Origin of the sequence: Microcoleus sp. FACHB-672, from assembly GCF_014695725.1 — a bacterium.
Classification (GTDB): domain Bacteria; phylum Cyanobacteriota; class Cyanobacteriia; order Cyanobacteriales; family Oscillatoriaceae; genus FACHB-68.
The window spans coordinates 1-25,099 of record NZ_JACJOU010000033.1; the positions used below are offsets into that span (position 1 = coordinate 1).

The 25,099-nt window shown below is 47.9% G+C and carries 24 protein-coding genes and 1 pseudogene; 17 read left to right on the plus strand and 8 right to left on the minus strand.

Annotated elements, in window-relative coordinates:
• The 9 genes and pseudogenes from H6F56_RS26580 to sds all read left to right on the plus strand — a co-directional run.
• Nucleotides 1–165: pseudogene (locus tag H6F56_RS26580) on the plus strand (IS630 family transposase); the annotation flags it as partial.
• A gap of 84 nt (nt 166–249) precedes the next feature.
• A complete protein-coding gene (locus H6F56_RS23270; RefSeq protein WP_190673580.1) occupies nt 250–543 on the plus strand; it encodes an acylphosphatase in 294 nt (97 codons plus the stop codon).
• Nucleotides 544–782: 239 nt separating this feature from the next.
• Nucleotides 783–1,040, plus strand: a complete 258-nt coding sequence (gene yidD, locus H6F56_RS23275) for a membrane protein insertion efficiency factor YidD (protein ID WP_190673583.1) — start codon at nt 783–785, stop codon at nt 1,038–1,040.
• Between the two features lie 132 nt (nt 1,041–1,172).
• Nucleotides 1,173–1,748 carry a helix-turn-helix domain-containing protein gene (locus H6F56_RS23280; protein WP_190673586.1) on the plus strand — a complete coding sequence of 192 codons (576 nt, stop codon included), beginning with the start codon at nt 1,173–1,175 and terminating at the stop codon, nt 1,746–1,748.
• Nucleotides 1,749–2,051: 303 nt separating this feature from the next.
• Entirely contained in the window at nt 2,052–2,279 is a 228-nt protein-coding gene (locus H6F56_RS26020) for a hypothetical protein (protein WP_206753423.1), read from the plus strand.
• Entirely contained in the window at nt 2,276–4,024 is a 1,749-nt protein-coding gene (locus H6F56_RS23285) for an N-acetylmuramoyl-L-alanine amidase (RefSeq protein ID WP_190673590.1), read from the plus strand. Before H6F56_RS26020 ends, H6F56_RS23285 begins: the two co-directional genes overlap by 4 nt.
• Nucleotides 4,025–4,091: 67 nt before the next feature.
• Nucleotides 4,092–4,973 (plus strand): glutamate racemase, encoded by an 882-nt coding sequence (gene murI / locus H6F56_RS23290; protein WP_190673593.1) that lies wholly within the window; start codon nt 4,092–4,094, stop codon nt 4,971–4,973.
• Nucleotides 4,974–6,311: 1,338 nt separating this feature from the next.
• Nucleotides 6,312–6,512: a hypothetical protein gene (locus H6F56_RS23295; protein WP_190673596.1), complete on the plus strand. Its 201-nt coding sequence runs from the start codon at nt 6,312–6,314 to the stop codon at nt 6,510–6,512.
• Nucleotides 6,513–6,599: 87 nt separating this feature from the next.
• A complete protein-coding gene (gene sds / locus H6F56_RS23300) occupies nt 6,600–7,571 on the plus strand; it encodes a solanesyl diphosphate synthase (RefSeq protein ID WP_190673599.1) in 972 nt (323 codons plus the stop codon).
• A gap of 56 nt (nt 7,572–7,627) precedes the next feature.
• Here sds and H6F56_RS23305 read toward each other — a convergent pair whose 3' ends face one another.
• Nucleotides 7,628–8,116: a hypothetical protein gene (locus H6F56_RS23305; protein WP_190673602.1), complete on the minus strand. Its 489-nt coding sequence runs from the start codon at nt 8,114–8,116 to the stop codon at nt 7,628–7,630.
• Nucleotides 8,117–8,309: 193 nt separating this feature from the next.
• Between H6F56_RS23305 and hetZ the strand changes: the two genes are divergently transcribed.
• From hetZ to H6F56_RS23320, 3 genes are read left to right on the plus strand one after another with little or no spacing between them, the layout of a single operon-like run.
• Nucleotides 8,310–9,452, plus strand: coding sequence for a heterocyst differentiation protein HetZ (hetZ, locus tag H6F56_RS23310; RefSeq protein ID WP_190673612.1), 1,143 nt, complete (start codon nt 8,310–8,312; stop codon nt 9,450–9,452).
• Nucleotides 9,445–10,458, plus strand: coding sequence for a hypothetical protein (locus H6F56_RS23315; RefSeq protein WP_190673615.1), 1,014 nt, complete (start codon nt 9,445–9,447; stop codon nt 10,456–10,458). The genes hetZ and H6F56_RS23315 overlap by 8 nt, the downstream gene beginning before the upstream one ends.
• Nucleotides 10,459–10,513: 55 nt before the next feature.
• A complete protein-coding gene (locus H6F56_RS23320; RefSeq protein ID WP_190673618.1) occupies nt 10,514–12,826 on the plus strand; it encodes a transglutaminase TgpA family protein in 2,313 nt (770 codons plus the stop codon).
• A 129-nt stretch (nt 12,827–12,955) separates the two neighbouring features.
• On the opposite strand, the gene H6F56_RS23325 is transcribed toward H6F56_RS23320, so the two are convergent.
• Nucleotides 12,956–13,204 (minus strand): DUF1816 domain-containing protein, encoded by a 249-nt coding sequence (locus H6F56_RS23325; protein ID WP_190673620.1) that lies wholly within the window; start codon nt 13,202–13,204, stop codon nt 12,956–12,958.
• A gap of 781 nt (nt 13,205–13,985) precedes the next feature.
• On the opposite strand from H6F56_RS23325, the gene H6F56_RS23330 reads away from it, so the two are divergent.
• Nucleotides 13,986–14,762 (plus strand): alpha/beta fold hydrolase, encoded by a 777-nt coding sequence (locus tag H6F56_RS23330; RefSeq protein ID WP_242032163.1) that lies wholly within the window; start codon nt 13,986–13,988, stop codon nt 14,760–14,762.
• A gap of 182 nt (nt 14,763–14,944) precedes the next feature.
• On the opposite strand, the gene H6F56_RS23335 is transcribed toward H6F56_RS23330, so the two are convergent.
• The 5 genes from H6F56_RS23335 to carA all read right to left on the minus strand — a co-directional run bounded on the left by H6F56_RS23335 (nt 14,945) and on the right by carA (nt 18,990).
• Entirely contained in the window at nt 14,945–15,229 is a 285-nt protein-coding gene (locus tag H6F56_RS23335; RefSeq protein ID WP_190673626.1) for a DUF1816 domain-containing protein, read from the minus strand.
• Nucleotides 15,230–15,328: 99 nt separating this feature from the next.
• A complete protein-coding gene (gene rlmB, locus H6F56_RS23340; protein ID WP_190673629.1) occupies nt 15,329–16,435 on the minus strand; it encodes a 23S rRNA (guanosine(2251)-2'-O)-methyltransferase RlmB in 1,107 nt (368 codons plus the stop codon).
• Between the two features lie 125 nt (nt 16,436–16,560).
• The gene (locus tag H6F56_RS23345) at nt 16,561–16,956 is read right to left on the minus strand and encodes a ribonuclease III domain-containing protein (RefSeq protein WP_242032164.1); all 396 of its coding nucleotides are present in this window, start codon (nt 16,954–16,956) and stop codon (nt 16,561–16,563) included.
• A 355-nt stretch (nt 16,957–17,311) separates the two neighbouring features.
• Entirely contained in the window at nt 17,312–17,671 is a 360-nt protein-coding gene (locus H6F56_RS23350; protein WP_199313218.1) for an STAS domain-containing protein, read from the minus strand.
• Between the two features lie 164 nt (nt 17,672–17,835).
• Entirely contained in the window at nt 17,836–18,990 is a 1,155-nt protein-coding gene (carA, locus tag H6F56_RS23355; RefSeq protein ID WP_190673648.1) for a glutamine-hydrolyzing carbamoyl-phosphate synthase small subunit, read from the minus strand.
• A 504-nt stretch (nt 18,991–19,494) separates the two neighbouring features.
• Between carA and H6F56_RS23360 the strand changes: the two genes are divergently transcribed.
• A complete protein-coding gene (locus H6F56_RS23360) occupies nt 19,495–20,535 on the plus strand; it encodes an aldo/keto reductase (protein WP_190673652.1) in 1,041 nt (346 codons plus the stop codon).
• 392 nt (nt 20,536–20,927) lie between these two features.
• A complete protein-coding gene (locus H6F56_RS23365) occupies nt 20,928–22,433 on the plus strand; it encodes a phenylacetate--CoA ligase family protein (RefSeq protein ID WP_190673656.1) in 1,506 nt (501 codons plus the stop codon).
• A gap of 92 nt (nt 22,434–22,525) precedes the next feature.
• Here the strand turns inward: H6F56_RS23365 and H6F56_RS23370 are convergent, their stop codons facing one another.
• Entirely contained in the window at nt 22,526–23,962 is a 1,437-nt protein-coding gene (locus H6F56_RS23370; RefSeq protein WP_190673659.1) for a calcium-binding protein, read from the minus strand.
• Nucleotides 23,963–24,281: 319 nt separating this feature from the next.
• Here H6F56_RS23370 and H6F56_RS23375 point away from each other — a divergent pair, with 319 nt between their 5' ends.
• Nucleotides 24,282–24,521, plus strand: coding sequence for a hypothetical protein (locus tag H6F56_RS23375; protein ID WP_190675084.1), 240 nt, complete (start codon nt 24,282–24,284; stop codon nt 24,519–24,521).
• Nucleotides 24,521–25,027 carry a GNAT family N-acetyltransferase gene (locus tag H6F56_RS23380; RefSeq protein ID WP_309236620.1) on the plus strand — a complete coding sequence of 169 codons (507 nt, stop codon included), beginning with the start codon at nt 24,521–24,523 and terminating at the stop codon, nt 25,025–25,027. Before H6F56_RS23375 ends, H6F56_RS23380 begins: the two co-directional genes overlap by 1 nt.
• Nucleotides 25,028–25,099 lie beyond the last annotated feature (72 nt).

Here is a 25,099-nt window from a genome sequence, read left to right on the forward strand (position 1 = left end):
CCCATCGAGAATTGCTGGTCAAAAATCAAAGGGATATTGCGGACGATAGGAGCAAGAACTTATCGAGCCTTGGATGAAGCGATTACACTAGCCTACCAACAAGTGTCCTCTCAGGACCTTCTTAATTGGTTTACTCACTGCTGTTACTGTACTTCATCTATTTGAGAAACGCTATAATAGGCTTTCCTATTCTTAGCTTTTTTAAATTTTAAATTAATAAAAATCAAATCCAGCAGACATCGTCATCCAATGCAAAACTCATCACCGCCAAATTCTATCCGCGCTCATGTTATCGTTTCTAGGAGAGTTCAAGGAGTCGGTTATCGCTTTTCAACACTGGATGAAGCAAACAGCCGAGGCATCACCGGCTGGGTTCGCAACCTTCCTGATGGACGTGTGGAAGCTGTCTTTGAAGGAACTGAAGAAACCGTCACAGAAATGATTCGCTGGTGTGATCAAGGGCCACCTACATCGGTCGTAAAAGACGTTTTCGTGGAGTACCAAAAGCCCGAAGGACTTCAGCAGTTTGACATTCGCCGCTAGACTTTCGGCAGCCGGCAAAACCACACTTTCGGAAAATCTGCCATTTTTCTACCTAAAAACTGCTTTTTTACCGGCTACAGACTTAAGCCGGCAAACGCCCCTCCCCATAATTGGTATGATAGAGTGTCTCACTGCTTGAAGTTTGGGTGCAACGCTCCCGTCGGTCAAGTTAGCCGGCTTTCGCGACTTGGGGCGGTCGATTTTTAATGGGTAAGGCAGGTATCTTTTTCGAGGTTCAGATGAAAGTTTTACTCATTGCGTTAATTCGGGCCTATCGAACGCTCATTTCTCCTTTGTTTCCCCCAGTTTGCCGCTATCAACCGACTTGTTCAAAGTATGCAATCGAAGCAGTTGAGCGGTTTGGGGCGTGGCGTGGGGGACTGATGGCGATCCGGCGAATATTGCGCTGCCATCCCTTCCATGCTGGCGGTTACGATCCAGTCCCCCCAGCAGCTCAACCGGCTGCAGACACAACCGCAGAAGACATCATGACTTAGAAAAAGCCGGTTGCAGCGATTTTAAATATTAAATTGTGTAAAAACTGGTAAAATCCATAAGCTGTTAGGCTTTGTGCTTTTAGCAGCCGGCTAAAAGAAATAAAAAACAATCGGATTTAATCTCATGACCTGATGAATCGATTCAGCGTCAACCAAACGCTACGTCCGTTCACTTTTTTTTTGCAATTCATACTGTATAGTGGTCTTGGAGTTGAAAATTTTCTCATGGCAGGGGTTCTCAAGCTCGATATCACCGAGACTGGTGAACAACTCAAAACGCTCCTGGCGCAACAGACAACCGCAAGAGGCAAAGAAAGAATTCAAGCCTTGTATTTACTCAAAATTGGCCAGGTCAAGACCCTCAAAGAGCTATCCGTGGTTTTGGGTAGAGATACGGCAACCCTTTATCGCTGGTTTCAAAAGTACAAAACAGAGGGATTAGAAGGGCTGTTAGAACTCAAAAAAGGTCAAGGCAGAAAGCCGGCTATTCCCAAAGAAGCAATGGAACGATTGAAACAACGGCTGCAAAAGGCAGAGAAATTCAGTAACTACGGAGAGATCCGCAGTTGGCTGAAAGAAGAGTGCGGTGTCGATGCATCTTACAAGGTCGTTCATGAAGCAGTTAGGTACAGACTAAAAGTGAAATTGAAAGCGCCTAGAAACAAGGGCTTCAGAAAAAAGCGTCAGCAGCAGGAAACCTTAAAGTGAGAACTCAGCCAAACTCCGGGTCAGACAACTATTACAGAAAACTCAGCTTGTATGGACTCAGCATTTTCACGGATGTGGGGTAACAAAACTCAATGCAAGATTTTTAAGCGGACAGCAGAGGATGAAAGCTGAAAACGGTTTTGAGGAGCTGGCATTGGATAGAAGCAATTGGCACAGAGCAAGAAATGATTTCGTCACCCACCGGGAACACCCCCTCGTGACTCGCCCCTACAGTAAAAAAATGCAAATTATTATATTGCGTGAAAGCTTATTTTAGTAGGTTGCTGTCGCCAAATTAATGTCATGAAAATGGCTTTCCCGCTATCCGCGCCGGCTTCACTGACAAAAAATTTTAATTTTCAACGCTACACTCTTGACCGAGTCATGATATTTTTCAACCCAGTCTTAAGTTGTTTAAAAGCCTCTGACCTAGACGGCTTAGCACAGGGAGGTGCACTGCTACATCTTAAGGATTTCCCATTGGGGAAACGCTTACAGCTCAGCAACGCGAACAAGGAGAAGCTGTTGTGAGATTCCACTGGCTACTACCCAGTTTGTTTACCATCTTTTTGCTGTCAACTCCTGCCGAAGCAGCTAAACTGCAATCTTGGCGTTTTGACACAGATCAAAACCGGCTATACATTAACACAGAGGGCGGCGTTCAACCGAAGGCGCAACTGCTGGCCAATCCCACCCGTTTGGTGATTGATTTGCCCGGTACAACCGTAGGGCGTAACCCGCAGGCGCAACCAGTGGGGGGCGCAATTAAATCGGTACGCGTGGGACAGTTTAACGGCCAGACAACTCGCCTGGTGATCGAGTTAAACCCCGGTTACACCCTAGATCCCCAAAAAGTTATAGTCCGAGGCACAACAGCCAGCCGGTGGACAGTACAATTACCGACTCCCCAAGCGATTGCTGAAGCTCCTGGAGATTCCCCCCTGGAACCGTCCCCTGGAACAAGCTCAGACACAGCGGGTTCACCCACTGTGCTGGAGAATGTACGGGTTACACCCGATGGATTGTTCCTTCGTACAAGCGGACGCTCTCCCCAGGTTAAAGTGCAGCGCACACGAGATCGCACAGTTGTTAACATAGAGCTGCAAAATGCGACGATTAGGCCCGATTTACAGGGATTCGAGCAAGCGGTAAATCGCTATGGTATCCAGCAACTGAAAGTCAGCCAAGTGAGAAATTCCGGGCCGGTGGCTCGCGTTTCTCTAAAAGTCACCAACCCCAAGGACGAATGGGAGGCAACGGTCACCAACTTAGGCGGGGTGATCGTTTTGCCCAAAGGCGCAGGAGTCGCTTCGGGTAGCCCAAACCAGCCATCAGAATCGGCAAATCCCGGCAATGTAGCCACCATCGAAGCGGTTCAGCTGGCCGCGAATGGCTCACAACTTTTAATTAGAACAGATAAGCCATTTACCTACACCAGCGATTGGGATCAAGGATCTGGCGCTTACAAGATTGTGATTGCCTCAGCGCGGGTGGGTGCCAAAGTCAGAAGTCCCATAACAAATGCCAGATCTTCTCTCTCATCTGTGCAGATCCAGCAAACAGGCTCAAGCACGGTGGCAATTCTGGTGCGACCGGCAGCCGGTGTGCAAATTACAGAACTCAATCAGCCCACAGCCCAACTACTATCCTTGCAACTGCAACGCGCTGAAAGCAATAACGCACCACCGCCGAGAAGCAATTACCCACCCTCGCCAAACTCCGGCATTCGCAACGGGCGAGCTGTGGTCATTGTCGATCCAGGACATGGCGGACGCGATGTCGGTGCAGTTGGGATTGGCGCAATTCGGGAGGCAGACATTGTGCTGGACATCTCGCTACAGGTGGCGCAACTGTTGGAACAACAGGGGGTACAGGCAATTTTAACCAGGTCAGATGACCGGGAAATTGACCTAGAACCTCGCGTGCAATTAGCTGAACGGGTGAATGCGAGTTTGTTTGTGAGCATCCACGCCAATGCCATTGACATGAGCCGGCCTGAAGTGAATGGCATTGAAACGTATTACTACTCCAACGGTGAGCGTTTAGCTGCGACCATCCACAACAGTATGCTGCAAAGCACCGGCTCTCGCGATCGCGGAGTACGACAAGCCAGATTTTATGTCTTACGGAAAACCTCAATGCCGGCTGTTTTAGTCGAAACAGGTTTTGTCACTGGTGCTGAGGACGCACCTAAACTTGCCAACGCCGCTTACCGGCAACGCATGGCAGAAGCCATCGCTCGCGGTATCCTGCAATACATCCAACAAAATCGATAGACCTCTCCTGATGGAGCAACCTGTGTCCTTGAATTCACAACTGAGCACTCAGAAATCAGAAGACGGAATGAATTCATCCTTCTCTCCCAAATCCCTCAATCCTTCATCCTTCACTGGAGAACCCCAGCGCGACAGAATTGGAATTTTTGACAGCGGTGTGGGTGGCCTCACTGTTTTGAGGGAACTCTACCGGCAGCTTCCCCATGAATCTATCCTGTATTTTGGGGATACGGCACGTTTGCCCTACGGAACTCGCTCACAAGCCGAAATTGTGCAGTTCGTGCGTGAGATTCTCACCTGGATGATGGAACAGGGCGTGAAAATGGTGATCATGGCCTGCAACACCAGTTCAGCTCTTGCCTTGGAAGCTGTGCGATCTGAATTTCCCCTGCCTATTTTGGGCGTGATTCTTCCAGGTGCTCGCGCTGCTGTTCAGCAAGGGCGGCGAATTGGGGTGATCGCCACGCCGGCAACGGCTGCTAGCAATGCCTACCGCCGCGCCATTTTAGAAATGGACGCCGAGGCTAGGGTTTGGCAAGTGGGCTGTCCGGAGTTTGTGCCCCTGATCGAGCAAGGGCGGATCGACGACCCCTATACTTACGAAGTGGCGCGGGAATACCTGGCACCGCTGATGCAGCAGCAGATTGACACCCTGATCTATGGCTGCACCCATTATCCTCACTTAGCGCCGGTGTTGCGCCAGATATTGCCCCCCTCGGTGCAGTTGGTCGATCCGGCTGTGTGGGTGGTGATAGCAGCCGCCCAGGAATTGGAAGTGCTGGGTTTGCGGGACAACCAGCCCCCCTTGCCCACGCGGTTTACGGTGAGTGGGTGCCCGCAACAGTTTGCCCAACTGTCTGTGCAGTGGTTGGGTTTCACACCGGCTGTCGAAAAGGTGTCTTTGCCGGCAGTTTTCTACCAGCCTGTGCCTTTAGAATCTGCTGAATAAGAACCCGTCGGGCGGTGAGTTCACCGTCCTGTGCGCCGTTCCTCGTCGGCTGCTTTTACACAAGGCAAAGCGATTGTACCGCCTGTGATCCACGGCGAACCTAACTGAGTTCACAGGCACTTTGCTGAATTTAAAGTTTAAATCCCAGGATTTCTTTGAGCAAAACTCAACAGCACATAGATTGTTAACAAATAACCTGTTGCCAGAAAGGGAATAATCAGAGGAATTTCATGGTAAGTCATAGTACGGCCAGAATACGAGAGATACGTTAAGTTAAATAGAAAATAAGAAGGCTTTCAGCAAACCGAATCTAATGCCGGTTTAAAATCCTGTTTTGTGATTGAACTGTACCTGGATTACTCGCCCTAACCCTATTTCAAAATTTGCTGACTTTCTAACCTTCTTTAAAGATTAGGCAGTTTCCCAGCGAGTTGTGAACACAAACGACGAGTCCTTGTGTCAAATGCGGCAGCTATTTTTATTTATAGAACACGGTTGCGGGTGCCGACTGCACTGCCAAGCGAGTGCCCCGTTGCCCACGAACTGCAATCAATGCAATTGCACTGAGGGCAGCACTTTCAACTCAAAACCCTCACTCTTAGAGTTTCGCCTCAGTCCTACGCTAATTCCACTACAGAACGCAGTGGCTAGCTTCAGGCAAGCTGCTTTCTCTAGGCTGAAGCCGCATTAAAAAGCGAGGCGTGGTTGGCTGTTTTCCAGTGACTCAGGAAATGCCCGTTTTCAAATGTCCTTAGCCCTCCAAACGAGCCGAACCCGAAAAACCGAATCACACAGCAGCAGCCCTCAACCTCCATTACCCGCCGGCTAAATAACCCTCGGTCATTAAGAGGTCAAAGAAAGTTAATTGAGTCTAGCTTCCAGACGTAGCGGGCTATGTCCGTTTATAAAGAGGCCATTGTCCAAAAAGACACTAGCGTAAACCCGGTATGCCTGATCGATCTTCGGATGCTCTATTTCAGGAGTCGCTCAAGTATCCTGAAAGACTACGGTTAGCTTTTGCAAACAACACGAACTCGTGAGAAGACAACGGTAAACAGTTAAAACTTAAAAATGAGAAAACCCATCTTTTACCTGATGCCTTTTTTGAGAGTCGGGTTGATAGCTCCGGGCTACAAGCCCCCGTAAAAAGCGCAGAGCATTTTCCGGTAAATAATATACAGGTATTTCAAGATTCCCTGTAATTTTATTGCCGACAAAATATATGGAATTTGTGAATTTCTTATTATCTAAAGTAACACAGTATGCGTGATTTTTACAGGGTGTTGGGGCAGATGCTTAATAAATCTACATACTTAAGGGCGAACCAGGGCAGTATTGTTGAGTCAAGCTGTCGCTGTGCCGATTGAAGCGGATAAAAGTACGTCGTTGATTCAGCAGCCAAGTGGGGCAAAGCAGCGGGAAGCGTTGATTTTGCTGAGTTTTTGCTCCGAGAAGGGTCACCGTCAACCCACCCTTGCCTATGGACCTTCTAGCACCGGCTACCCCTTCACAATTAAATTGGCCCGTACAGATAATTGAAACAAAACTTCCCTATCTGAAAGCCTTAGCTTAGAATAAGGAGCAGATATGTAAACTTTCGTAACTAACGCCTGAGCCGGCCTATCCATGACCTCAGCCACCTCCCTATTTTCCCCCGTTGAAGCAGACCTGCGGGTGCTGACAGAGAACTTAAAACAACTCGTCAGTGCTCGTCATCCGATCTTGTTCGCTGCGGCAGAACACCTATTCGGTGCCACGGGAAAGCGAGTGAGGCCAGCAATTGTCCTGCTGATCTCGCGAGCAACAATGCAGGAGCTCGACATCACCCCCCGTCACCGCCGGCTGGCAGAAATTACGGAAATGATCCACACGGCAAGCTTGGTACACGACGATGTGGTGGACGAGTCAGAAGTCCGTCGGGGAATTCCCACCGTTCACAGCAGCTTTGGTAATCGAGTGGCTGTGCTGGCAGGCGATTTCTTATTTGCCCAGTCTTCCTGGTATTTGGCCAATTTAGATAACTTAGCGGTTGTCAAACTTCTGTCCGAAGTGATTATGGATTTGGCAGAAGGAGAAATTCAGCAAGGACTGAACCGTTTTGACACTGACTTTTCAATAGAAGCTTACTTAGAAAAGAGCTACTACAAAACAGCTTCTTTGATCGCCAACAGTTCTAAAGCAGCCGGTTTACTCAGTGAAGTTTCGGAAGAACTAGCAGAAGATTTGTACAGCTATGGACGTCATATCGGTCTGGCTTTCCAGATTGTGGATGATATCTTAGACTTTACGGGTTCTACAGAAGCACTAGGCAAGCCGGCAGCGTCCGATCTAAAAAGTGGAAATCTGACAGCGCCGGTGTTATTCGCCCTGGAAGAAAAGCCTTACTTAGAAGCCCTAATCGAGCGAGAATTTTCCCAAGCAGGAGATATAGAACAAGCCCTCGCTTACATTAAAGAAAGTACCGGCATTGATCGCTCCCGCGAATTAGCTGCACACCACGCTCAGCTAGCAGTGCAGCACATAACCAAGTTACCGCCATCAGAGCCGCGTCAAACTTTAATTAACCTAGCCGACTACGTTTTAAGCCGGCTTTATTAGGATTTTAGAGGGAGATTTGTCACAATCTGTGCATCTAAAGTCCAGGCTAAATTCCCTCAGGCAATATCTGGGGGAATCTGGTTAAAATTTGGTGTCGGCGGGGACAGATGTTGTTGCAACAGGGACTGAATGAGATTTTGCACATCCTCACGCCGAACCTCAGTCGCCGCGTCCAGAGTTCCGGGCGTTTCAAAAAAAACCGTACTGTCAACCGTATTGAGGGCCACCATTTGAAACAATATGTGGGTGACAGGAACCGGCAGAGCCATCACTTGCGGATCTTGGGGAGCAAAGGCTCCACTAGCAGCGTCTTTAAGGGTAGGAAAGGCATAGATCGCACGTTTTTCGACATTGGGTTGTGCACGATTGCTTAAAGTGGTCAACACCCAATCATGATCAAGGGTTTGCAGGATGTAGTATTGGGAATGGCGCAGCTGAGCGGCCAGCCATTTCAGTGCCGGTGCGATCGCGGCTACAATTTGGGGGGTTGTGCCGTCTTGGGGGGCATTGTCCACGAGGGCTTGAAGTTGTTGGTCTAAATCCATCTGAATTTTGAGGCGCTTCTATACTTTGAGTGTAACGGGACAAGCGATCATCAGCCGAGGGGCGTGGCATACAGTGCCGGTGAAAGTAACATTTTAATTGCCGGTTTAATTCAACCCACATAAGTTTAGTTTCAACAGCTTGTGCTAGGGTTTTCGATAGCGATTAACCATTAAAGGGGAGAGCTGCCAGGGCGTGGAAGCAATATTTCAGCTGCTGTTTAGTGAACTCAAACAGTCCACTCGTGCATCTGAGCACAACTGCCGAGATGTGGCAATGCGGATCGGCGAAGAAGTCACTCGGATCTGCGACCAAAGCCAGCGCATTCAGGCATCCGGAGAAGTAGAAGTCTGGGCGACAACTTTGGCTCGGCATCGCTTACAGCAATGTCTTAACTATTACGCCGTGGGGTCGCGTCAAGGACGAGTAGAATTACACAGCACCCTCAGTGCCATTGTCTATCGTTACATCACGCCTCCCCAAGCACAAGCCGGCTATCAAGCGCGGCTAACCCTGATAGAAGATTTTTTGCAGGGATTTTATCTGGAATCCTTAAATGCCTTTCGGCGGGAGGCGCAGCTCAGTGCGACTTACAGCCCCAAAACGCTGTTAGAACTCTCCGAATATATGGCCTTCGTGGAACGCTATGGCAAGCGGCGCATTCCTTTGCGTGGGGGACGCAGCCAGCAGCTGATTATTCTGCGGGCGCAAACATTTTCGCAACAGCAGCCCCTAGAAACCTCTGTAGACATGGAGCAGGCAGCAGAGGGAGCCGGTGTCGAGTCAGATCAGACGTGGAACGACACCTCTGTACAGCAAGTACGGGAGCTGATGGTTGCTAAAGAACCTGAACCGATGGTTGAGGATCTGCGCCAAGAGGTCATTAAAGAATTAATGGCTTATCTGGAAGAAAATCAGCGAAGCGACTGTGCGGATTACTTTGCGCTGCGCTTGCAAGATTTAACGACCCACGAAATTGAGTCTATTCTGGGTTTGACACCTAGACAGCGCGATTACTTACAGCAGCGTTTCAAATACCATCTCATTCGGTTTGCACTTCGCCATCGTTGGGAACTCGTGCATCAGTGGCTGGAAGCGGATTTAGAGAAAAACCTAGGGCTTGTGCCGCAGCAGTGGCAAGAGTTGCACGAAAAAATTGGTCAAGAAAATTCTGAACTGCTACGGTTAAAACAAAAGGGAAAAGCTGATACGGAAATCGCACAAATCTTGGGTTGTACAGTTAACCAAGTGCAGAAACGGTGGTTTAAGCTGCTGGAGCAAGCCTGGGAAATTCGCAATCGTTTAGTGTCCGGAGAGGGTACATCTACTAATGAATAGAGACTCAGAAGCGCTACAAAGTTTGTTCGCTTGGCTGTTACAGGATCCCCCCATAAATGCCTCTCCCCAAGCTGGAGACTTCTCCAGCTCAGGGACTTCTGCGGGCGATGACGGGGTAGAAGACCTGGAGTTGGCTGACATAGACCCCCTGGATTCGGAAGAGGAGACCCCCCCAATCTCTAGTCACCGTGCATCGCAAGTCCTTCCCCCGGATCGAGGTGGTCAACAACTCAAACTGGGAGACATACCTGCCGTGCAAGATCGTTTTCACGCGCTGCTGAAGCGTCGAATGCAAATTGAGATCCAAGAGAAGCTGCCGCTTTTTCCTTGGGAAACTGAGGTGTTGGAATATCCTGACTGCGGATTTGAGGCGCAAGTTCCCGAACAGTCTTTATGGACTGCTCAACTACAAACGCTTAAACTGCCAGTCCGGGTTCCGGAAACCGTTTTAGCCCCACTTCTGGATCGATGCCAGGAGTTGGTGCAATCTTCTCTGCGGGAAGGGGTAAAGCTGGTGCGTGCTGTAGAAGCCCTATTTCCCGATCAGTCCCAAACACTAAACAATATCGCTGGGCAAATGCTGCTGGGACCGGCTCGTGGTGGTTACAATTTCCCTGATACTTACGAAGCTGCTACTCAGGCTCAACAGATTTTACTGTCACTCCTGGCGGCGCGGGAGATCGTGGGCAATCTGACGCTGAAAGTCTCACCGACTCAGCTGAGGGTGGAACGGCAATGGCTAACTGCGGCTGGTGTGCTGAACTTGGACGGAGAATATCAACCGGAAGGTCAGTTTCCCCGTCTGCGGATTCAAAGCCTACTGCCTTGTGGTGGCAGTTTGCAGTTAAGGTGCGGCCAAGCCCTAGCAACTGCACAGCGTCCTGATGCGGGGTGCTTAAGTGTGGAAATGTTCGACCCACAACCGGGCCAGACTTATTCTTTAGAAGTGCGTTTTCAAAACTTGGAAAACAAACCTCTGATGTTGGCTGTTTGCCCCACTTTATAGCAATTTTCGATTTTTGATTTTAGATTGAAAATGCATCCAAAATCAAAAATTGATTATGTCTACCTCGTCAGGGATTCGGCAGCTGCGAAATACTCCGTTGTTGGGCAATCTGTGGCGGCGTCTTCAGGCTGTGCCGGCACCAGTAGCAGAGGACTCTATCTTGCTGCGGGTGTTGGTTCAAGCGCTTGTTATTGTTGGGATTGTGGCCACCGATATTGCCGCTGAGACTCAGTTGAGTCTGTGGGCGGTGCCATTGAGCATTGCGGGTGCCACTTGGAGTTGGTACCGGCGACGCCGGCCTAATGTGCCGATTAAGTTCTTAATTGCGATCGGAATGCTCGTGGCTTTGGCGCTGTTCTTTCAGGGTCTATTTGCCTCGGCCATTAACGCAACGAATGATACGCGCTTGGTGTTGGCTCAGTTGCTCATTCAACTACAGGTACTTCATAGCTTCGACCTGCCACGCCGCAAGGATTTGGGCTATTCAATGGTGATTGGGCTAATTCTGTTAGGGGTTGCCGGCACCATCTCTGAAACGTTAGCGTTCGGGCCACTCTTGCTGGTTTTTTTAGCGCTAGCTCTGCCCACTTTAGTCCTTGATTACCGTTCGCGGTTGGGGTTGAACCCAGGCAAAAGCAAACAGGCAGCCGTCAAAAGAAAGCCAAAAGAAACTCGAAAACTTTTTACGTTTTACCTTTTACTTTTTACTTTAATTGTTGGGCTGGGTTTGGGAATTTTCGCCTTGCTACCCCGCTTTCCCGGTTACCAGTTGCGGACATTTCCGGTGAGTGCCCCGATAAATGTTGAGGGTGAATTTGATAGCAGCCGCATTTTCAATCCGCGTTCTGGAAAAGCGGGAAATGAAGGCACTGGACAAGGGATAGGCAGCGGGCCAGGACAGGTCGATGAGAACTTTTACTCTGGCTTTAACACGGAGATGAACCTAAACCTGCGGGGTGAGATGAAACCCCAAGTGGTGATGAGGCTGCGATCTCAAGCGCAGGGATTTTTGCGAGTGCTAGCGTTCGACCGATACACCGGCCAAGGTTGGCAAATTTCCCGCAATGAGACAACGCAGAAGGTGAATCGACCCTCTTGGACTTATCAATTTTTTCTGAATGTGCTGCCTACGGCTAATCGCGTTGAGGAGGTAATTCAAACTTATACCGTTATCTCGGATATGCCTAACCTGATTCCGGTTCTGTCCCAACCCCGGCAGATTTACTTTCCCACACAGGAAATAGCGGTGGATACAGAAGGAGGTCTACGAGCGCCGGTTGGATTAGGCGAGGGACTAACCTACAGTGTGATTTCGCAAGTGCCCTACCGCAACCGTGCGGTGTTGAGCAAAGTAAAGCCCCTTTCTCCTAATAGCCGTAACTACAAGGACATCCGAAATTATTACCTACAGGTTCCTCCTAAAATTGCTAGTAAGGTCAAGCAACGCACTGAGGAATTGTTAGCCCTGTCGCCACAACCAATTATTTCTCCTTATGAAAAAGCGCTTTATCTCGCCCAAGCGGTAAAGCAACGCTATGCGATTGAGCCAAATCTACCGTTTTTCGAGGAAGATGAAGACATGGTGGAAGCTTTCTTGTTTAAATATCAAGGAGGCTATCCGGACCACTTCTCTACAGTTCTCGCGGTGATGCTGCGTTCAATAGGCATTCCGGCGCGACTGGTGGCCGGTTATGCCCCTGGAGAGTTTAATCCCTTCACCGGCTTCTATATCGTCCGCAACACGGATGCCTACGCGATGACGGAGGTATATTTCCCCAATCACGGCTGGTTTGCTTTTGATCCGATCCCCGGTCATGAATTGATTCCACCTTCGATTGAAGAAAACCAAACGTTTAGTGTGTTGCGTCAGTTCTGGAATTGGGTTGCCGGCTGGCTACCTTCGCCAGTGGCTGGTTTTTTAAACACGTTGTTCGGTGGATTGATCGGCTGGCTACTTGCAACAGTTGCTTGGTTGTGGGGGGTCTTTTCTCAAGGCTGGGGCGGTTTATTTATGGGCCTGCTTTTTGCGATTTGCCTGGGCTTTTTAGGCTGGTTAGGTTGGAACCAGTGGCGAGCATGGCGATATCGGCGATGGCTGGCTAAGTTGCCTCCGATGGAACGTCTTTATCAGCAAATGCTCGGTTGGTTATCGACCCAAGGATTCCGCAAGCACCCAGCTCAAACGCCTTTAGAATATGCCCACGAGTCGCAGCAGCACCATTCTGGCGGGTTGGCCCAGACAATTGAGGAAATTACACACGCTTATGTCAGTTGGCGTTATGGGGGTCAAACTGCAAACGTCAATGACTTGCGCGAACGTTTGCAAGCGTTGAAAAAGAAGCCGGTGCGTAAAGCTTTTAAATCCTAAGTTGTGAATTTATTTCACTTTCAGGTTAGTACGGATTTAGGAAAAATGTTGAGTTGACGGGACTCATAACGTCGCCGAGTTTGGAAGTATCGGCAACGTTACGAGTCCAGCCAAGCTCACACTTTAATATTAGTCCTGGCAAATCGTTAGGGTTATTGGCTGGCACTGCTTAATTTTAACGGCAATTCCTTGGGCTTTCTCGTGTTCTAAATCTTCTATGTAACCGTTTTGAGAGAGTTCAGCATCTTTGGCCGTGATGAAAGGGCCAAAGTAGTAGGTGCAGGCCGGCTGAAAAGTAATAATTTCTACCCACCAAGCTAATTCTAATTTTTCTAAGCAAACAGTAAAAATGTCTTCGATTTGTTTGGCTAAATTCATGAAGGTTCCCTCAAAGTTTTTGCTGAACCGCTTAATTAAAGTTTCGATTAATGACTAAAAATACTTAATTGTCTGTAAAAAATAGATAATTTTGATAGGCAAATAATATCTTGACTCAACGATGCTCTTTGAAAAAATACGCTGCGAGTGTTATTCATCTGAAAATTTTCCCTTTCAGTCCTGAAGCAGATGACTGATATTTTTTGACAAAGTTTTGAATACTATATCGGTAATGCCGGCTTTTTTGTCGTTGACGGATAGCAGAAAAGTTCGATTCATTAAGGTGCAAGTCAGAGGGAGTTTCAATCTCTTAGTAACAATTAAACGAGTCTCTACATTATTCTTTATAAGATGTATACCCTGGAACCCCCTAACGATAGATTTGCAGAAGACATCTTAAATAAGGGTTAGCTGAAATAGGGGTTAGGGTGGTTGTAATTTGACCGCCACAGGGACTTCTTGAAGTTGAGCTAGGTAAGGGTAGAGTGGGATAGAAGTTTGTCTGGTTTTTTTGAGCTAGATCCAAAACTTTACAAAATTTTACACTTAACAAGGTCCGTGGGGAATATTCCTTTTTGGCAATTTTCAGCATTAAGTGCTAAAAATCAAATAGAGCGGCTGGGATCGGTGGAGCGAAATCAATGAATCGCCACCGGCACAACATCGCTAAACTATCTCCTCATTCAGCCAAACCATGCAGAAAACCCACGTAAAATCGCACCCAAGCGATCGCCCTCAACTGAGTGTTGACATTCAGGGGGTAGGTTTCCCCATTCTGTGCTTGCATGGCCATCCTGGTTCCGGCCCTAGTATGGCCGTTTTTACAAAGCATTTATCTCGGCGGTTCCAAACCGTGGCTCCTGATCTCCGAGGATATGGCAAGAGTCTGGCGAGTAATGACTTTGATATGACCGATCACATGCTCGATTTGGAAGCGCTTTTAGACCGATTGAGTATCGAGCGGTGCTTGGTTCTGGGATGGTCTTTGGGAGGGATATTAGCGATTGAGCTAGCGCTGAGGCTGCCGGCGCGAGTCACCGGCCTGATTTTAGTGGCCACCGCCGCACGGCCTAGGGGCAGCCATCCGCCGATTACCTGGCAAGATTTGCTCTACACTGGAGTGGCTGGGATCGTGAACCGGGCTAGTCCAGGCTGGCAGTGGAATATTGACACTTTTGGCAAGCGCTCGTTATTCCGTTATCTGATACAGCAACACACAGCCACTGCTTACCAACACATTGCCGATGAAGGACTGCCGGCGTATTTGCAAACGTCTGGTGCGGCAAGACGGGCACTTGAGAAAGCGCTGCAATCCGGTTACAACCGGCTTGACGTTTTGCCCCAGATTCAATGCCCAAGTTTAGTTCTCGCTGCAGCAGCAGATCGCCACATTACCCCTGAGTCGAGTTTAGAAACCGCTCAACTTCTGCAGAACTGCCAATCTCATTGCTACCCCAATACAGCTCACCTGTTCCCTTGGGAAATTCCAGACCAAGTTCTAGCCGACATCGACGGCTGGATGGCTCTACATCCACAAATGGTAGCAACAGATGTATGAATGAGGCTTAATCTCCTCACACAAAAAGTCCGAGCGCTTGCTGAGTCACGATAGAAAGGCAGTTTATTAAACCTCTCATCTAGCGGAACGTTTAGTTCTGCCTTGCTCAGATTAAACAGCTATGCCCGAACATTGGCCTCACTTACAAGTTGTTCCACTCGCTGCTGCGATGGCTCAACCGGCTAAGGTTGACTGCTAAAAACAGGGATGTTGCGCTTGCGGTCACGCATCTCCCCCATTTCGTCATAGACAGTGAGATAGAGGGGCTTACACCGCTTAGTTTTGAGGGTAATGCCCTGAGCGCCTTCTTGGAGCAAATCTTCCATGTATCCTGCCTGAGCAGATTCAGCTTCTTTCTTTGTCATGAAAGGGCCAAAGTAGTAGGTACACCGGGGGGTTTCGGTAACGACCTCAACCCAGAAAGCCCAACCTAAGAGGTTAAGCAAGCTAATCATCAATTCTTTCATTGCGTTTTGCCTATTTACCAAGGGTTCGTGGGGATGCTACGCGGTCGAAGAAGTGTTGTTATCTTTTACATTTTGTTATACTATCTTGCTTTTGTTTTTTCAATTGTTTTCTTTCTTGAAAGAATCAAGGTAAAACGTACTAGACCATCGCTGACGATAAATTTCGTAAAGCGCCATGCCGGCGGCAACCGAGACATTGAGGCTGGGCGTTTTTCCCTGTAATGGAATTGAAACCAATTGATCACAGCAACGCTGTATCAAAAGACTCAAACCCTCTCCTTCAGAGCCAACGACTAGGACTATCGGGCCGGTGAATTTTACTGTGTGTACCGTCTGGCTAGTCTTGGCTGCCGTCCCGTATATCCAGAAGCCCTCTGTTTTTAATTCTTCCAAGGCTCTAGCAAGATTGACAACTCTTGCGACTGGAAAATTTTCTAAAGCGCCTGCTGCCACTTTTCTCACAGTTGAAGTAATGCCAACAGCCCGTCGTTGGGGGATCACCAACCCTTGGGCACCCACAGCTTCAGCTGTGCGAATGATTGCCCCAAGATTGTGCGGATCGGTAATACTATCAGCGGCAATAATCACAGGTTGATCGGAAGCAGATTTGGCTTGGGCGATCAGATCTCCTAGCTCGAAGTAATCGTAGGATGAGACTTGAGCCGCAACCCCCTGGTGATTGGCTTTTTGGGTGATTTGGTCGAGCCGGCGGTACTCAACTTCATCAACGACGGTGCCGTTATCTTTGGCTTGGAGGATCAAGGCATGAAAGCGGGGATCGTAGCGCAGTTGGGGCGTTATCCAGAGTCGGTGGAGTTGGCGCTGGTTCTCTAAAGCCGAGAGAACCGGATGACGACCGTAGATCAAGTCGGCTTCTTCCTCTGACGGCGGAAGAGGCGTCTCAATGACTTGGCGCTGCCGGCTTTGGAACGTTCTCTCCTCAGCCGGCCTGCTTGGAATCGTGAGTTTACGGTCGCCTCTTCTCTCCGAAGTGCTGGAAGTTGGGGTGGTTATGCTGCGTTTGCGCTCACCTCTTCTCTCCGAAGTGCTGGAAGTTGGGGTGGTTATGCTGCGTTTACGCTCACCTCTTCTCTCCGAAGTGCTGGAAACTGGGGTGGTTATGACCCGCTTAGACTTGGGTTTGAGGGAAAGTTTGTTGCGTTGGGGTTTGCCTCTGGGGGAGGGGTTTTGCGGTTTCTCTGGCATAGCGTTATACAATTCCTGACTTGTCGAGCTTTGTGATGAATTCCTGACTTTTGGGTCACTTTAGCTGAATTATCCTGGTTACAGTCTGATCAGCGTCAGACGTAGGAAACCTTTAACTATTCAGTTCAAGTGGGTTCAAGTTCCAACTGTGCTAGCAGCTGGGTCAAACGTTGGGGATCGCTCAGGTACAAATATCCGATTAAGGCTTCCAGACTGGTTGCCTGTTGGTAAATTTCTGGAGCGACCCGCTTGGGCCTTCCGAGGGCAGCATTGCGGCCTCGCCGGAGGATGTCTAGTTCTGTGCTCGTGAGGTGAGGTTCAAGTAGGCGTAGATGCCTTGCCTGAGTTTCTGCTCGCACTTGAGCAACGACTTGGTTATGGTAAGTTTGTAAGCGCCTGGGAGGCATGAGATAGGACTTGCGGATATAGAGTTCGTAAACAGCGTCCCCTAAATAGGCTAAGGCTGCTGGTGATATTTGTTGAAGTTGCGCCCATGACAAGGTTTCTGGAGGCAGCTGCATGAACCCTATATTGGCCAGATTCGACGCTGGATTTTCATCTGCGCTTGATGACATGATCCTGCCTCTATCCTTCACAAGCTATCACCGGAGCTGACCTTTGATTAAATGGCTGATAGCCCTAGCCTCCACGCTGATGTTGATTGATTTAATGACATTAGTGTTGTTACTTACCTCATATTATATTGAGTCTGCGGTTTTGACGGGGTGCGGATTGCACGGGGTTTAGGCACTGACCCACGAGCCTCAATTTCCCGTAAAAGCGCTTGGGCCTTGACTTTTTCTGGGGAGTGAAAGATGCACCCTGCACAAACAAGCTATCCAGAAAAAACTGGATAGCTCGCTTCCTCCTTATAAGTCAAGATGACTTGGACGGCTTGATGTTGTTTAAGGCGTCATCAACCGAAGGCTGCAACGACAGAAACTTCTCTAAGCGAACAAGCTTGACAGTCTGAGTCACCCTGGGATTGGTGACAATTTGCAATGTGCCCTCATCGGTTTGGGCTTTCTTAACTAACTGCACCAGAGCGCCCAGCCCGGAACTGTCAACAAAGTCTATCTGAGAGAGATCCAAAATTATATGCTTTGGACCGTCCTCAATACACTTGCTAATAACCTTGCGAAAGGTGGCTTCGGAAAAGGCGTCTAATAAGCCGGTGAGTCGGAATAGTTGGTAATTCTCCTTGACTTCGCGAGTGCCTCTGAGGCTTACGGTCAAGGTTAGTGGCTCAGCAATAGCTCCCTCCTAGCTGCATCTTCCTCAAATCGACGCTCCAGTATAGATTCTTTCTTGTGTCTTGTCTACTGCCCTGCTGGTGATAAAAAAGCCGACAGTAAACGCTACTGACTTATGTTTATCACTTTCTCTGCTCACTGATGTATTTAAGAGGCGGTTGTGGCTTTGCGGGCGTCTCGCATGGTTTGGACAAATTGTTCAAACATATAATCGGCATCATGCGGTCCGGGACTAGCTTCTGGGTGATATTGGACAGAAAACAGGGGCAGCGAACGGTGCCGCAAACCGGCTACGGTGTGGTCGTTGAGGTTGAGATGGGTGATTTCTACTTCAGGGGATAAGGAGTCGGGATCGATGGCAAACCCGTGATTTTGGCTGGTAATTTCTACCCGCTGTTCTAAACCGGCAGGCTGATTTAAACCCCGATGGCCAAATTTGAGTTTGAAGGTTTCCGCACCGAGGGAAAGGCCGAGAATCTGGTGCCCCAAGCAAATGCCAAATACGGGTTTCTCGCTGTTCAGCAGGGCTTTGGTTGTCGCGATGCCTTCTTTGACGGCAGCCGGATCGCCTGGGCCGTTGGAGAGGAAAATGCCGTCTGGGTTGTGTTTGAGTATTTCCTCTGGGGGCGTGTTTGCCGGCACGACGATGAGTCGGCAGCCATAACTGGCCAGACGCCGCAGGATATTGCGTTTGATGCCAAAATCAATCGCGACAACGGTTAACTGTTCCCCGGCAGGCTGGGTTGTGTCGCTAAATTCCCAGACTCCTTGGGTGGCTTCTGACCATTCGTAGGTTTTAGAGGTGGTGACTTCGGGAACCAGATTTAATCCATTCATGCTGGGCGCGTCTTGCACCACTGACCGCAACTCTGTCGGGTCAAGGATTTCGGTGGAAATGGCCCCGTTCATCGCTCCAACCGAGCGAATTTTGCGGGTGAGTGCTCTGGTATCGATCCCGTAGATTCCTGGAATGTTGTGTTCTTTGAGATAGTCGCTTAAGGATTGGGTGGATCGCCAGTTGCTAGGCCGGCTACAGATGTTGCGAGCGATCGCTCCTCTAATTTGAGGGCGGTTGGATTCTTCGTCTTCGGGATTGACGCCAGTGTTGCCGAGTTCTGGGTAGGTAAAGGTGACGAGTTGGCCACAGTAGCTGGGATCAGTCAGAACTTCTTGATAGCCGGTCATGCCGGTGTTGAAGACTACCTCTCCGACGGTAGTGCCGGTGGCCCCAAAAGACCAACCGCGATAAACAGTTCCATCGATGAGTACGAGAAGGGCCGGTTGAGCAGCAGAGAGCGGCATAGACAGTCAAAAGCTTAGTTGCACTAAGGCGTTATTATGCCATGAGTTGTATAGAGTGTGTGGCGTTTGGGAGGGGCGATTATGATGGAGCGATCGCAAATTCCTCTAGAGTAGCCTTCTGGCTTGTAAACGTCTAAACAAAGTTTAAACATTATTTGTCGGCTTGAACTTGACTCTTTTTCCGTTTAATCAAAAATTTTAGTCGTGATTTTTTTGTAACCCTCCTATTTGATTTGTAAATGAGGGAAATTACTCAAGTTTTTAACGCTCACCAATAATTGAGGATAACGATCATTTTTGTTGATTACCCCTGTATCCTCTAAGAACTTTGGTGGTGGCTGCTCTAGCTGGGAGCATTGCTTACTGAGCAGCAACTTGATTAAACAACAAATTATTGGCAACAAAAGCAACGGCTCTTCTCTTTCAATAGTTAGATGCACCTCATGATGTCATCGTGCAATCCTGTGAGGATGAGTTCTGATAAGTCCTTAGAAGGAGACGTTCGTGAATATCAGTAGACGAGATTTGTTGAAAGTAGCTTCTACCTCTGGTTTGGTTGCAGCAGGGCTTGCGGCTTCAGACGGGTTGTTTGGCAAATCGCTTTTAGCGCAACAACAATCAACCCCAGCCCAAACAAGAAGCGGGGAGATGTTATACAGGACACTGGGGCGCACCGGAGAAAAAGTATCCCTAATTGGTTTAGGCGGGCACCACATCGGACGGATAGAAGATGAGCAAGAGAGCATCAAACTGATGCGTAGTGCCATTGATCGAGGCATCAATTTTATGGATAACTGCTGGGATTATCATGATGGAAATAGCGAAATCCGTATGGGTAAAGCGCTCCAGAATGGTTATCGCGACAAGGTGTTTTTAATGACTAAAATCGACGGGCGAACGAAAGAGGCTGCTGCTAAGCAAATTGACGAGTCTTTGAAACGCTTGCAAACCGATTCTATCGATTTGATGCAGCATCATGAAGTGATTCGCTTGGAAGATCCGGATCGGATCTTTGCTGCCGGCGGTGCGATGGAGGCTGTGGTTGCGGCACAGAAAGCCGGCAAAATTCGCTACATTGGCTTTACAGGACATAAAGATCCTCTTGTTCATCTCAGAATGCTAGAAATTGCCGATCAAAATAATTTCCGTTTTGATGCAGTGCAGATGCCGCTTAATGCGATGGACGCTCATTTTCGCAGTTTTGAAAGCGAAGTTTTAACCAGACTGGTGAAAGATGAAATCGGAGTTCTGGGAATGAAATCAATGGGCGATCCCTACATTTTAAAGAGCAATACGATTAAACCAATTGAATGCCTTCATTACGTCATGAATTTGCCAACTTCAACAGTCATCACCGGCATGGAGACTATGGAAATTCTAGAGCAAGCCTTCGAGGCAGTACGAACGTTTGAGGCGATGAGTCAAGAACAAGTTTCGGCGTTGTTAGCTAAGACTCGCGAGGCGGCTTTAAAAGGTGAATACGAGCTTTATAAGACGTCTAACCGATTTGACGGTACAGCGAAGAATCCAGAGTGGTTGGGGTAAGCGCTATTTGGAGAATGAAAATAAGAGTGTGAAAGCAAGCTGAGAGGGGTGCGCCGACGGAAATCGTCATCGTTTAATCTCTAACATTTTACTGGTGTCACCCTACTTTTCTTTGATTAAATATTTAAAAATTAAATAGGCATTAAAATTGTTCAACAAAAACAACAAAATTTATTAATTAAGGTTTAAAACTTTGTATTATATATTACTCGCTTTATGATTTTTTTATTTTTTATGTTGCCTACTGACCGACTATGCAGTGCGGGTAAATCTGCTAATTGATTAAGTTACATTTTTTTACGCAATCATATTTATTGAGACTTACCTGTTTATCATTTTGAGCAAGATGGAGAAGAAGTTGCCGACAAAGCAGAGATAAGAGGAATGAGGAAATGCAGGAAGAACAAAAACAGAGGGCGCTGGCGGGTTTGCAAGCGTTTTTAAATATGCCGGTGGAAACGTTGTTGCAAGAACGCGCAAAAGAAAACGCGCCGACAGCCGCTCTAAAGTTGTTTGATTCAGTGGTTGCAACTGTGCCGGCTTATCAGTCATTCTTACAAGAACAAGGCATTGATCCAACTTCAATTAAAACCTTTGAAGACTTTCAAAAACTACCCCTGACAACCAAAGAAAATTACTTGCGCCGGCACTCTCTCCCTGCACTTTGTCGCAATGGAAAACTGGAAAATTGCGATATAATTGCCGTTTCCTCCGGTTCAACCGGCACTCCCACATTTTGGCCCCGTTTTATCACCGATGAGTTCCAAATTGCCAGCCGATTTGAGCAAATTTTTCGTGACAGTTTCCAAGCCGATAGTCTCCACACACTAGCTGTCATTTGTTTTGCTTTAGGAACTTGGGTAGGAGGGATGTATACCGCTAGCTGCTGCCGGCACCTTGCTGCAAAAGGCTACCCGATTACTGTGATCACTCCAGGTAACAATAAAACAGAAATTTTTCGAGTTGTACAAGAACTCGCACCGGCATTTGATCAAGTCGTACTTTTAGGCTATCCACCGTTTTTAAAAGATACCATTGATGCCGGCATCGCCCAAGGCATCGAGTGGGATAAATATGCAATTAAGTTAGTGATGGCAGGTGAGGTTTTTAGCGAAGAGTGGCGGACTTTAGTAGGCGAACGCATGGGTTCGTTAAGTCCTTGCTATGACTTTGCTTCCCTTTACGGGACAGCAGATGCCGGCGTTTTAGGCAATGAGACACCGCTGAGTATCTGCATTCGCCGGTTTTTGGCAAATCATCCTACTGTCGCCCGTTCCCTGTTTGGGGAGTCTCGCCTGCCAACGCTGGTACAGTATGATCCCTTGAGTCGCTTTTTTGAGGTAGATAATGGCACTTTGCTGTTTTCTGGTGACAACGGTATTCCTTTAGTTCGCTATCACATTTCCGATGCCGGTGGAATTATTTCTTATTCTGAAATGCTGCAATTTCTTTTAGACTGGGGTTTTGATCCCCTGGATGAATTACAATCTCAGAGTGAGCGAGGCATTTATTCTTTACCTTTTGTTTATGTGTTTGGTCGCTCTCATTTTACAGTTTCTTATTTCGGGGCAAATGTTTATCCAGAAAACGTCACCGTTGGATTAGAACAGCCACTTATTCAAGATTGGGTAACGGGTAAATTTGTCTTGCAAGTAAAAGAAGACGCGGATAAAAATCGGTTGTTATCTATTGTTGTGGAATTAGCGCCGGCAGTGGAAGCAAGTGAAGAAAAGCAGGAGGCGATTGCGGCTTCTATTTTAACTCATCTGCGCCGGCTTAATAGTGAGTTTGCGAACTATGTCCCAGAAGATTACCAAATCCCACAAATCACCCTAACACCCACCGGCGATCCTGAATATTTTCCGGTTGGAGTTAAGCATCGCTACACGCGCCGGTGAGTTTCGATTTAAGGGTTTATAAAATTGAGGAGAGAGTGAGCGATAAGGGCGCAAGAGCGTATGCGCCCGAATTATGGAGGTAGGGGAGAAAGTTAGATTTGGATGAAATCACTTTCTGAAATTGAGCTGGGATCGATTCCAACCACATTGGCAATAAATTGACCGTTAGAAGCAATCAACGTTGAATTTTCGCCCGCTGCAATTACGAGCTGTCTGAAAGTTAAACCACCCGATAAAGCCAGTAAATCTTCACCTTTGATAAAATCAATGATGGTATCGGTTCCTTCTCCTACAGCTAAGACAAACTGATCGAAACCACTGCCGCCGGTTAAAAAGTCGCTATCTGATTCTCCCCTGAGAATATCATCACCCTCACTACCAATTAAGGTATCACTTCCTTTGCCTCCGTAAAGGCTATCATTCCCTAAATCCCCGGATAAATAATCAGTCCCTAGGTTGCCGAATAGGGCATCATTATTCTGACCGCCATAAAGAATATCATCTCTACCGGCACCGCTCAAAATATCATCGGCTTGATTGCCATTAAGGGTATCATTTCCCTCATCTCCAATCACTATGTCATTGCCTTCCAGCCCTAAAACTGTATTATTTAAAGCATATCCATCCAGATAATTGTTTTGAGACAGATCGAGAGCAGTATCTATCTGATTCAGTAGTCCCAAATAAGAAAATCCTGGCGTAACTCTTAAACTTTCCGCACCCAACCTTGAGCTAAGGGGTGTTACCAGTTGCGGCAGTGCAACCGACATGGCTGCGGCAAACTCTTGAAAATCAGGATCATTGGTGAAAGAAAAAGAAGGGTTGTTCAATTCCTCAGCAGAAATTTCCCGCTCACTGTAACCGGCAGGAGGGGTACTTAGTAGACCTTCCACTCGATGTTTAGTTCGTACAATTAGTGGATTAATATTTGGGTCGGTAAAGGATTGTAAAATTACTTGTCCCGGAAGAAAAGCTTGTCCAGACAGGCTGACAAAGTCGCCATTAACAATGTAGTGAACGACGGGTTTGTCAGAGCCTCCTTGTTGAATAAATGCACTGACAGCCGTTTGGTTAACCCCTGGAGAGTTGAAAGTAATTGTCCCGCCGATGAGAGGGGTAAATACAGCTGCTGCAGTTTGCGCTAAGGCACCACCCAGGCTGTGACCCATCACTTGAGCTAATAATTGATTGGGATTTTTAGTGGTATCTTGGCTAATTTCTGTGAGCCAACTTTGTAGAGCTTCCTGATTGGCTTGTATTTGGCTAACACCTACTCCCCGCGCATCTGATAGCGCGATATCATCAACAGGGGAATCGGCACCGCGAAAGACAAGAACGGGGGGTCTATCTGGTGTTGCGGAAACTAACCCGATAGCGTGAAGACCTGTTTGCGGATCGTCAAATACTCGATCAATTGTGTAGCCGGTGGCCGCTAGAAAACCTTGAACTTGACTTTGGAACTGTGGATTATCATCCACATAAACAATTGACTTTGCTAGACTTTCATAAACGGCTGCTGATGCACTCATGACTTAGTTTCCTCTGTTATTGCCGGTTGAAATTCAGCAATTGTACATGATGTGTCGTGACTTCGTATGCTTTTTGCTACCGACACCGGCACAAAGGATGCTGAGCAAGTTTTCAGATTTGAAACCCACAAAATAGGCGCTTATTTCGCAAATTAGCAAAATTTCTGCACCTTTCCTCACTCAGACGCGACGAGTGCAATGCCGGTGGCGACGAGTTGTAAAATAGATAAAGAAAGCTTTACAAATCTTGAGCTAGCTTCTCAAATTGTGTAAAAGCCACTAAATATAGCATTTCCCCAACTCTCAACCCCGAATCACTATGGCAATCTTCCGTCAGTACATCGCACCATTTTTAATTTTGTTAGTGTTTTTGGTGGCACTGGTTGCAGTGGCTGCTCGCAGCTTTTTGCCGAACGATATGGCAGCACCGGCACCCGTTGAAGAAGTCACACCCCAAACATCAAGCGCACCAATCCAAACGCTCAGCTCGCTCCATGCGGATGCCGGCTTGCAGAATAGTTCAGCATACCAATTACATTTAAGGGCGAGTGTCAATTAGTGCTGTTACCGGGATACACGTTGCGTACCGGCTCTGGCTTAGATCGGGCTTTGCTGGTCAAGTTCATGCAGCGAACTTACCAAGAACTTTACCCAGAACAGGATTTTTCCCATTTAGCCCTAACTGTTGAACAGTATTTTTCCAACAAAACGCCGCTTTGGTGGGTTGATCTCAAGGATGAAGCGGACAGTACATTTTACCCCCCTCCCTTCACCCGTCATCCTTCCCCTGTCGGTTGTTTGTGGGTGGGGAATGCCATCGATCAGCCGAGTGGGGATCGGCACGCTCACATTTTTCTGGTATATGTCGCGCCAGAACACCGACGTCGCGGGATTGGTGAGGCGTTAGTGTCTCATGCTGAAGCTTGGGCCAAAGAACGCGGTGATCATCAAATTGCCCTGCAAGTTTTTGTGCAGAACCAGCCTGCTTTGAATCTATACCAAAAGCTGGGCTATCAAACCCAGTCTCTGTGGATGTTAAAACTTCTGCAACCCAATCAAGAATGAACCTGACAAGATTTACGCATAATCGCAATTGTGCGTAAGTCTGGGCTGATTGCTTCCTGCTGCCTTGTGTAG

What these genes read in the sequence shown, in the direction of transcription:
- H6F56_RS23315 (WP_190673615.1), top strand. Translation starts at nt 9,445, where the DNA reads ATGAATAGAGACTCAGAAGCGCTACAAAGTTTGTTCGCTTGGCTGTTA.
- murI (WP_190673593.1), top strand. Translation starts at nt 4,092, where the DNA reads ATGAATTCATCCTTCTCTCCCAAATCCCTCAATCCTTCATCCTTCACT.
- H6F56_RS23345 (WP_242032164.1), bottom strand. Translation starts at nt 16,956, where the DNA reads ATGCAGCTGCCTCCAGAAACCTTGTCATGGGCGCAACTTCAACAAATA.
- H6F56_RS26020 (WP_206753423.1), top strand. Translation starts at nt 2,052, where the DNA reads ATGAAAATGGCTTTCCCGCTATCCGCGCCGGCTTCACTGACAAAAAAT.
- sds (WP_190673599.1), top strand. Translation starts at nt 6,600, where the DNA reads ATGACCTCAGCCACCTCCCTATTTTCCCCCGTTGAAGCAGACCTGCGG.
- H6F56_RS23320 (WP_190673618.1), top strand. Translation starts at nt 10,514, where the DNA reads ATGTCTACCTCGTCAGGGATTCGGCAGCTGCGAAATACTCCGTTGTTG.
- yidD (WP_190673583.1), top strand. Translation starts at nt 783, where the DNA reads ATGAAAGTTTTACTCATTGCGTTAATTCGGGCCTATCGAACGCTCATT.
- H6F56_RS23270 (WP_190673580.1), top strand. Translation starts at nt 250, where the DNA reads ATGCAAAACTCATCACCGCCAAATTCTATCCGCGCTCATGTTATCGTT.
- H6F56_RS23370 (WP_190673659.1), bottom strand. Translation starts at nt 23,962, where the DNA reads ATGAGTGCATCAGCAGCCGTTTATGAAAGTCTAGCAAAGTCAATTGTT.
- H6F56_RS23325 (WP_190673620.1), bottom strand. Translation starts at nt 13,204, where the DNA reads ATGAATTTAGCCAAACAAATCGAAGACATTTTTACTGTTTGCTTAGAA.
- H6F56_RS23375 (WP_190675084.1), top strand. Translation starts at nt 24,282, where the DNA reads ATGGCAATCTTCCGTCAGTACATCGCACCATTTTTAATTTTGTTAGTG.
- carA (WP_190673648.1), bottom strand. Translation starts at nt 18,990, where the DNA reads ATGCCGCTCTCTGCTGCTCAACCGGCCCTTCTCGTACTCATCGATGGA.
- rlmB (WP_190673629.1), bottom strand. Translation starts at nt 16,435, where the DNA reads ATGCCAGAGAAACCGCAAAACCCCTCCCCCAGAGGCAAACCCCAACGC.
- H6F56_RS23305 (WP_190673602.1), bottom strand. Translation starts at nt 8,116, where the DNA reads ATGGATTTAGACCAACAACTTCAAGCCCTCGTGGACAATGCCCCCCAA.
- H6F56_RS23280 (WP_190673586.1), top strand. Translation starts at nt 1,173, where the DNA reads ATGAATCGATTCAGCGTCAACCAAACGCTACGTCCGTTCACTTTTTTT.
- H6F56_RS23335 (WP_190673626.1), bottom strand. Translation starts at nt 15,229, where the DNA reads ATGAAAGAATTGATGATTAGCTTGCTTAACCTCTTAGGTTGGGCTTTC.
- H6F56_RS23365 (WP_190673656.1), top strand. Translation starts at nt 20,928, where the DNA reads ATGCAGGAAGAACAAAAACAGAGGGCGCTGGCGGGTTTGCAAGCGTTT.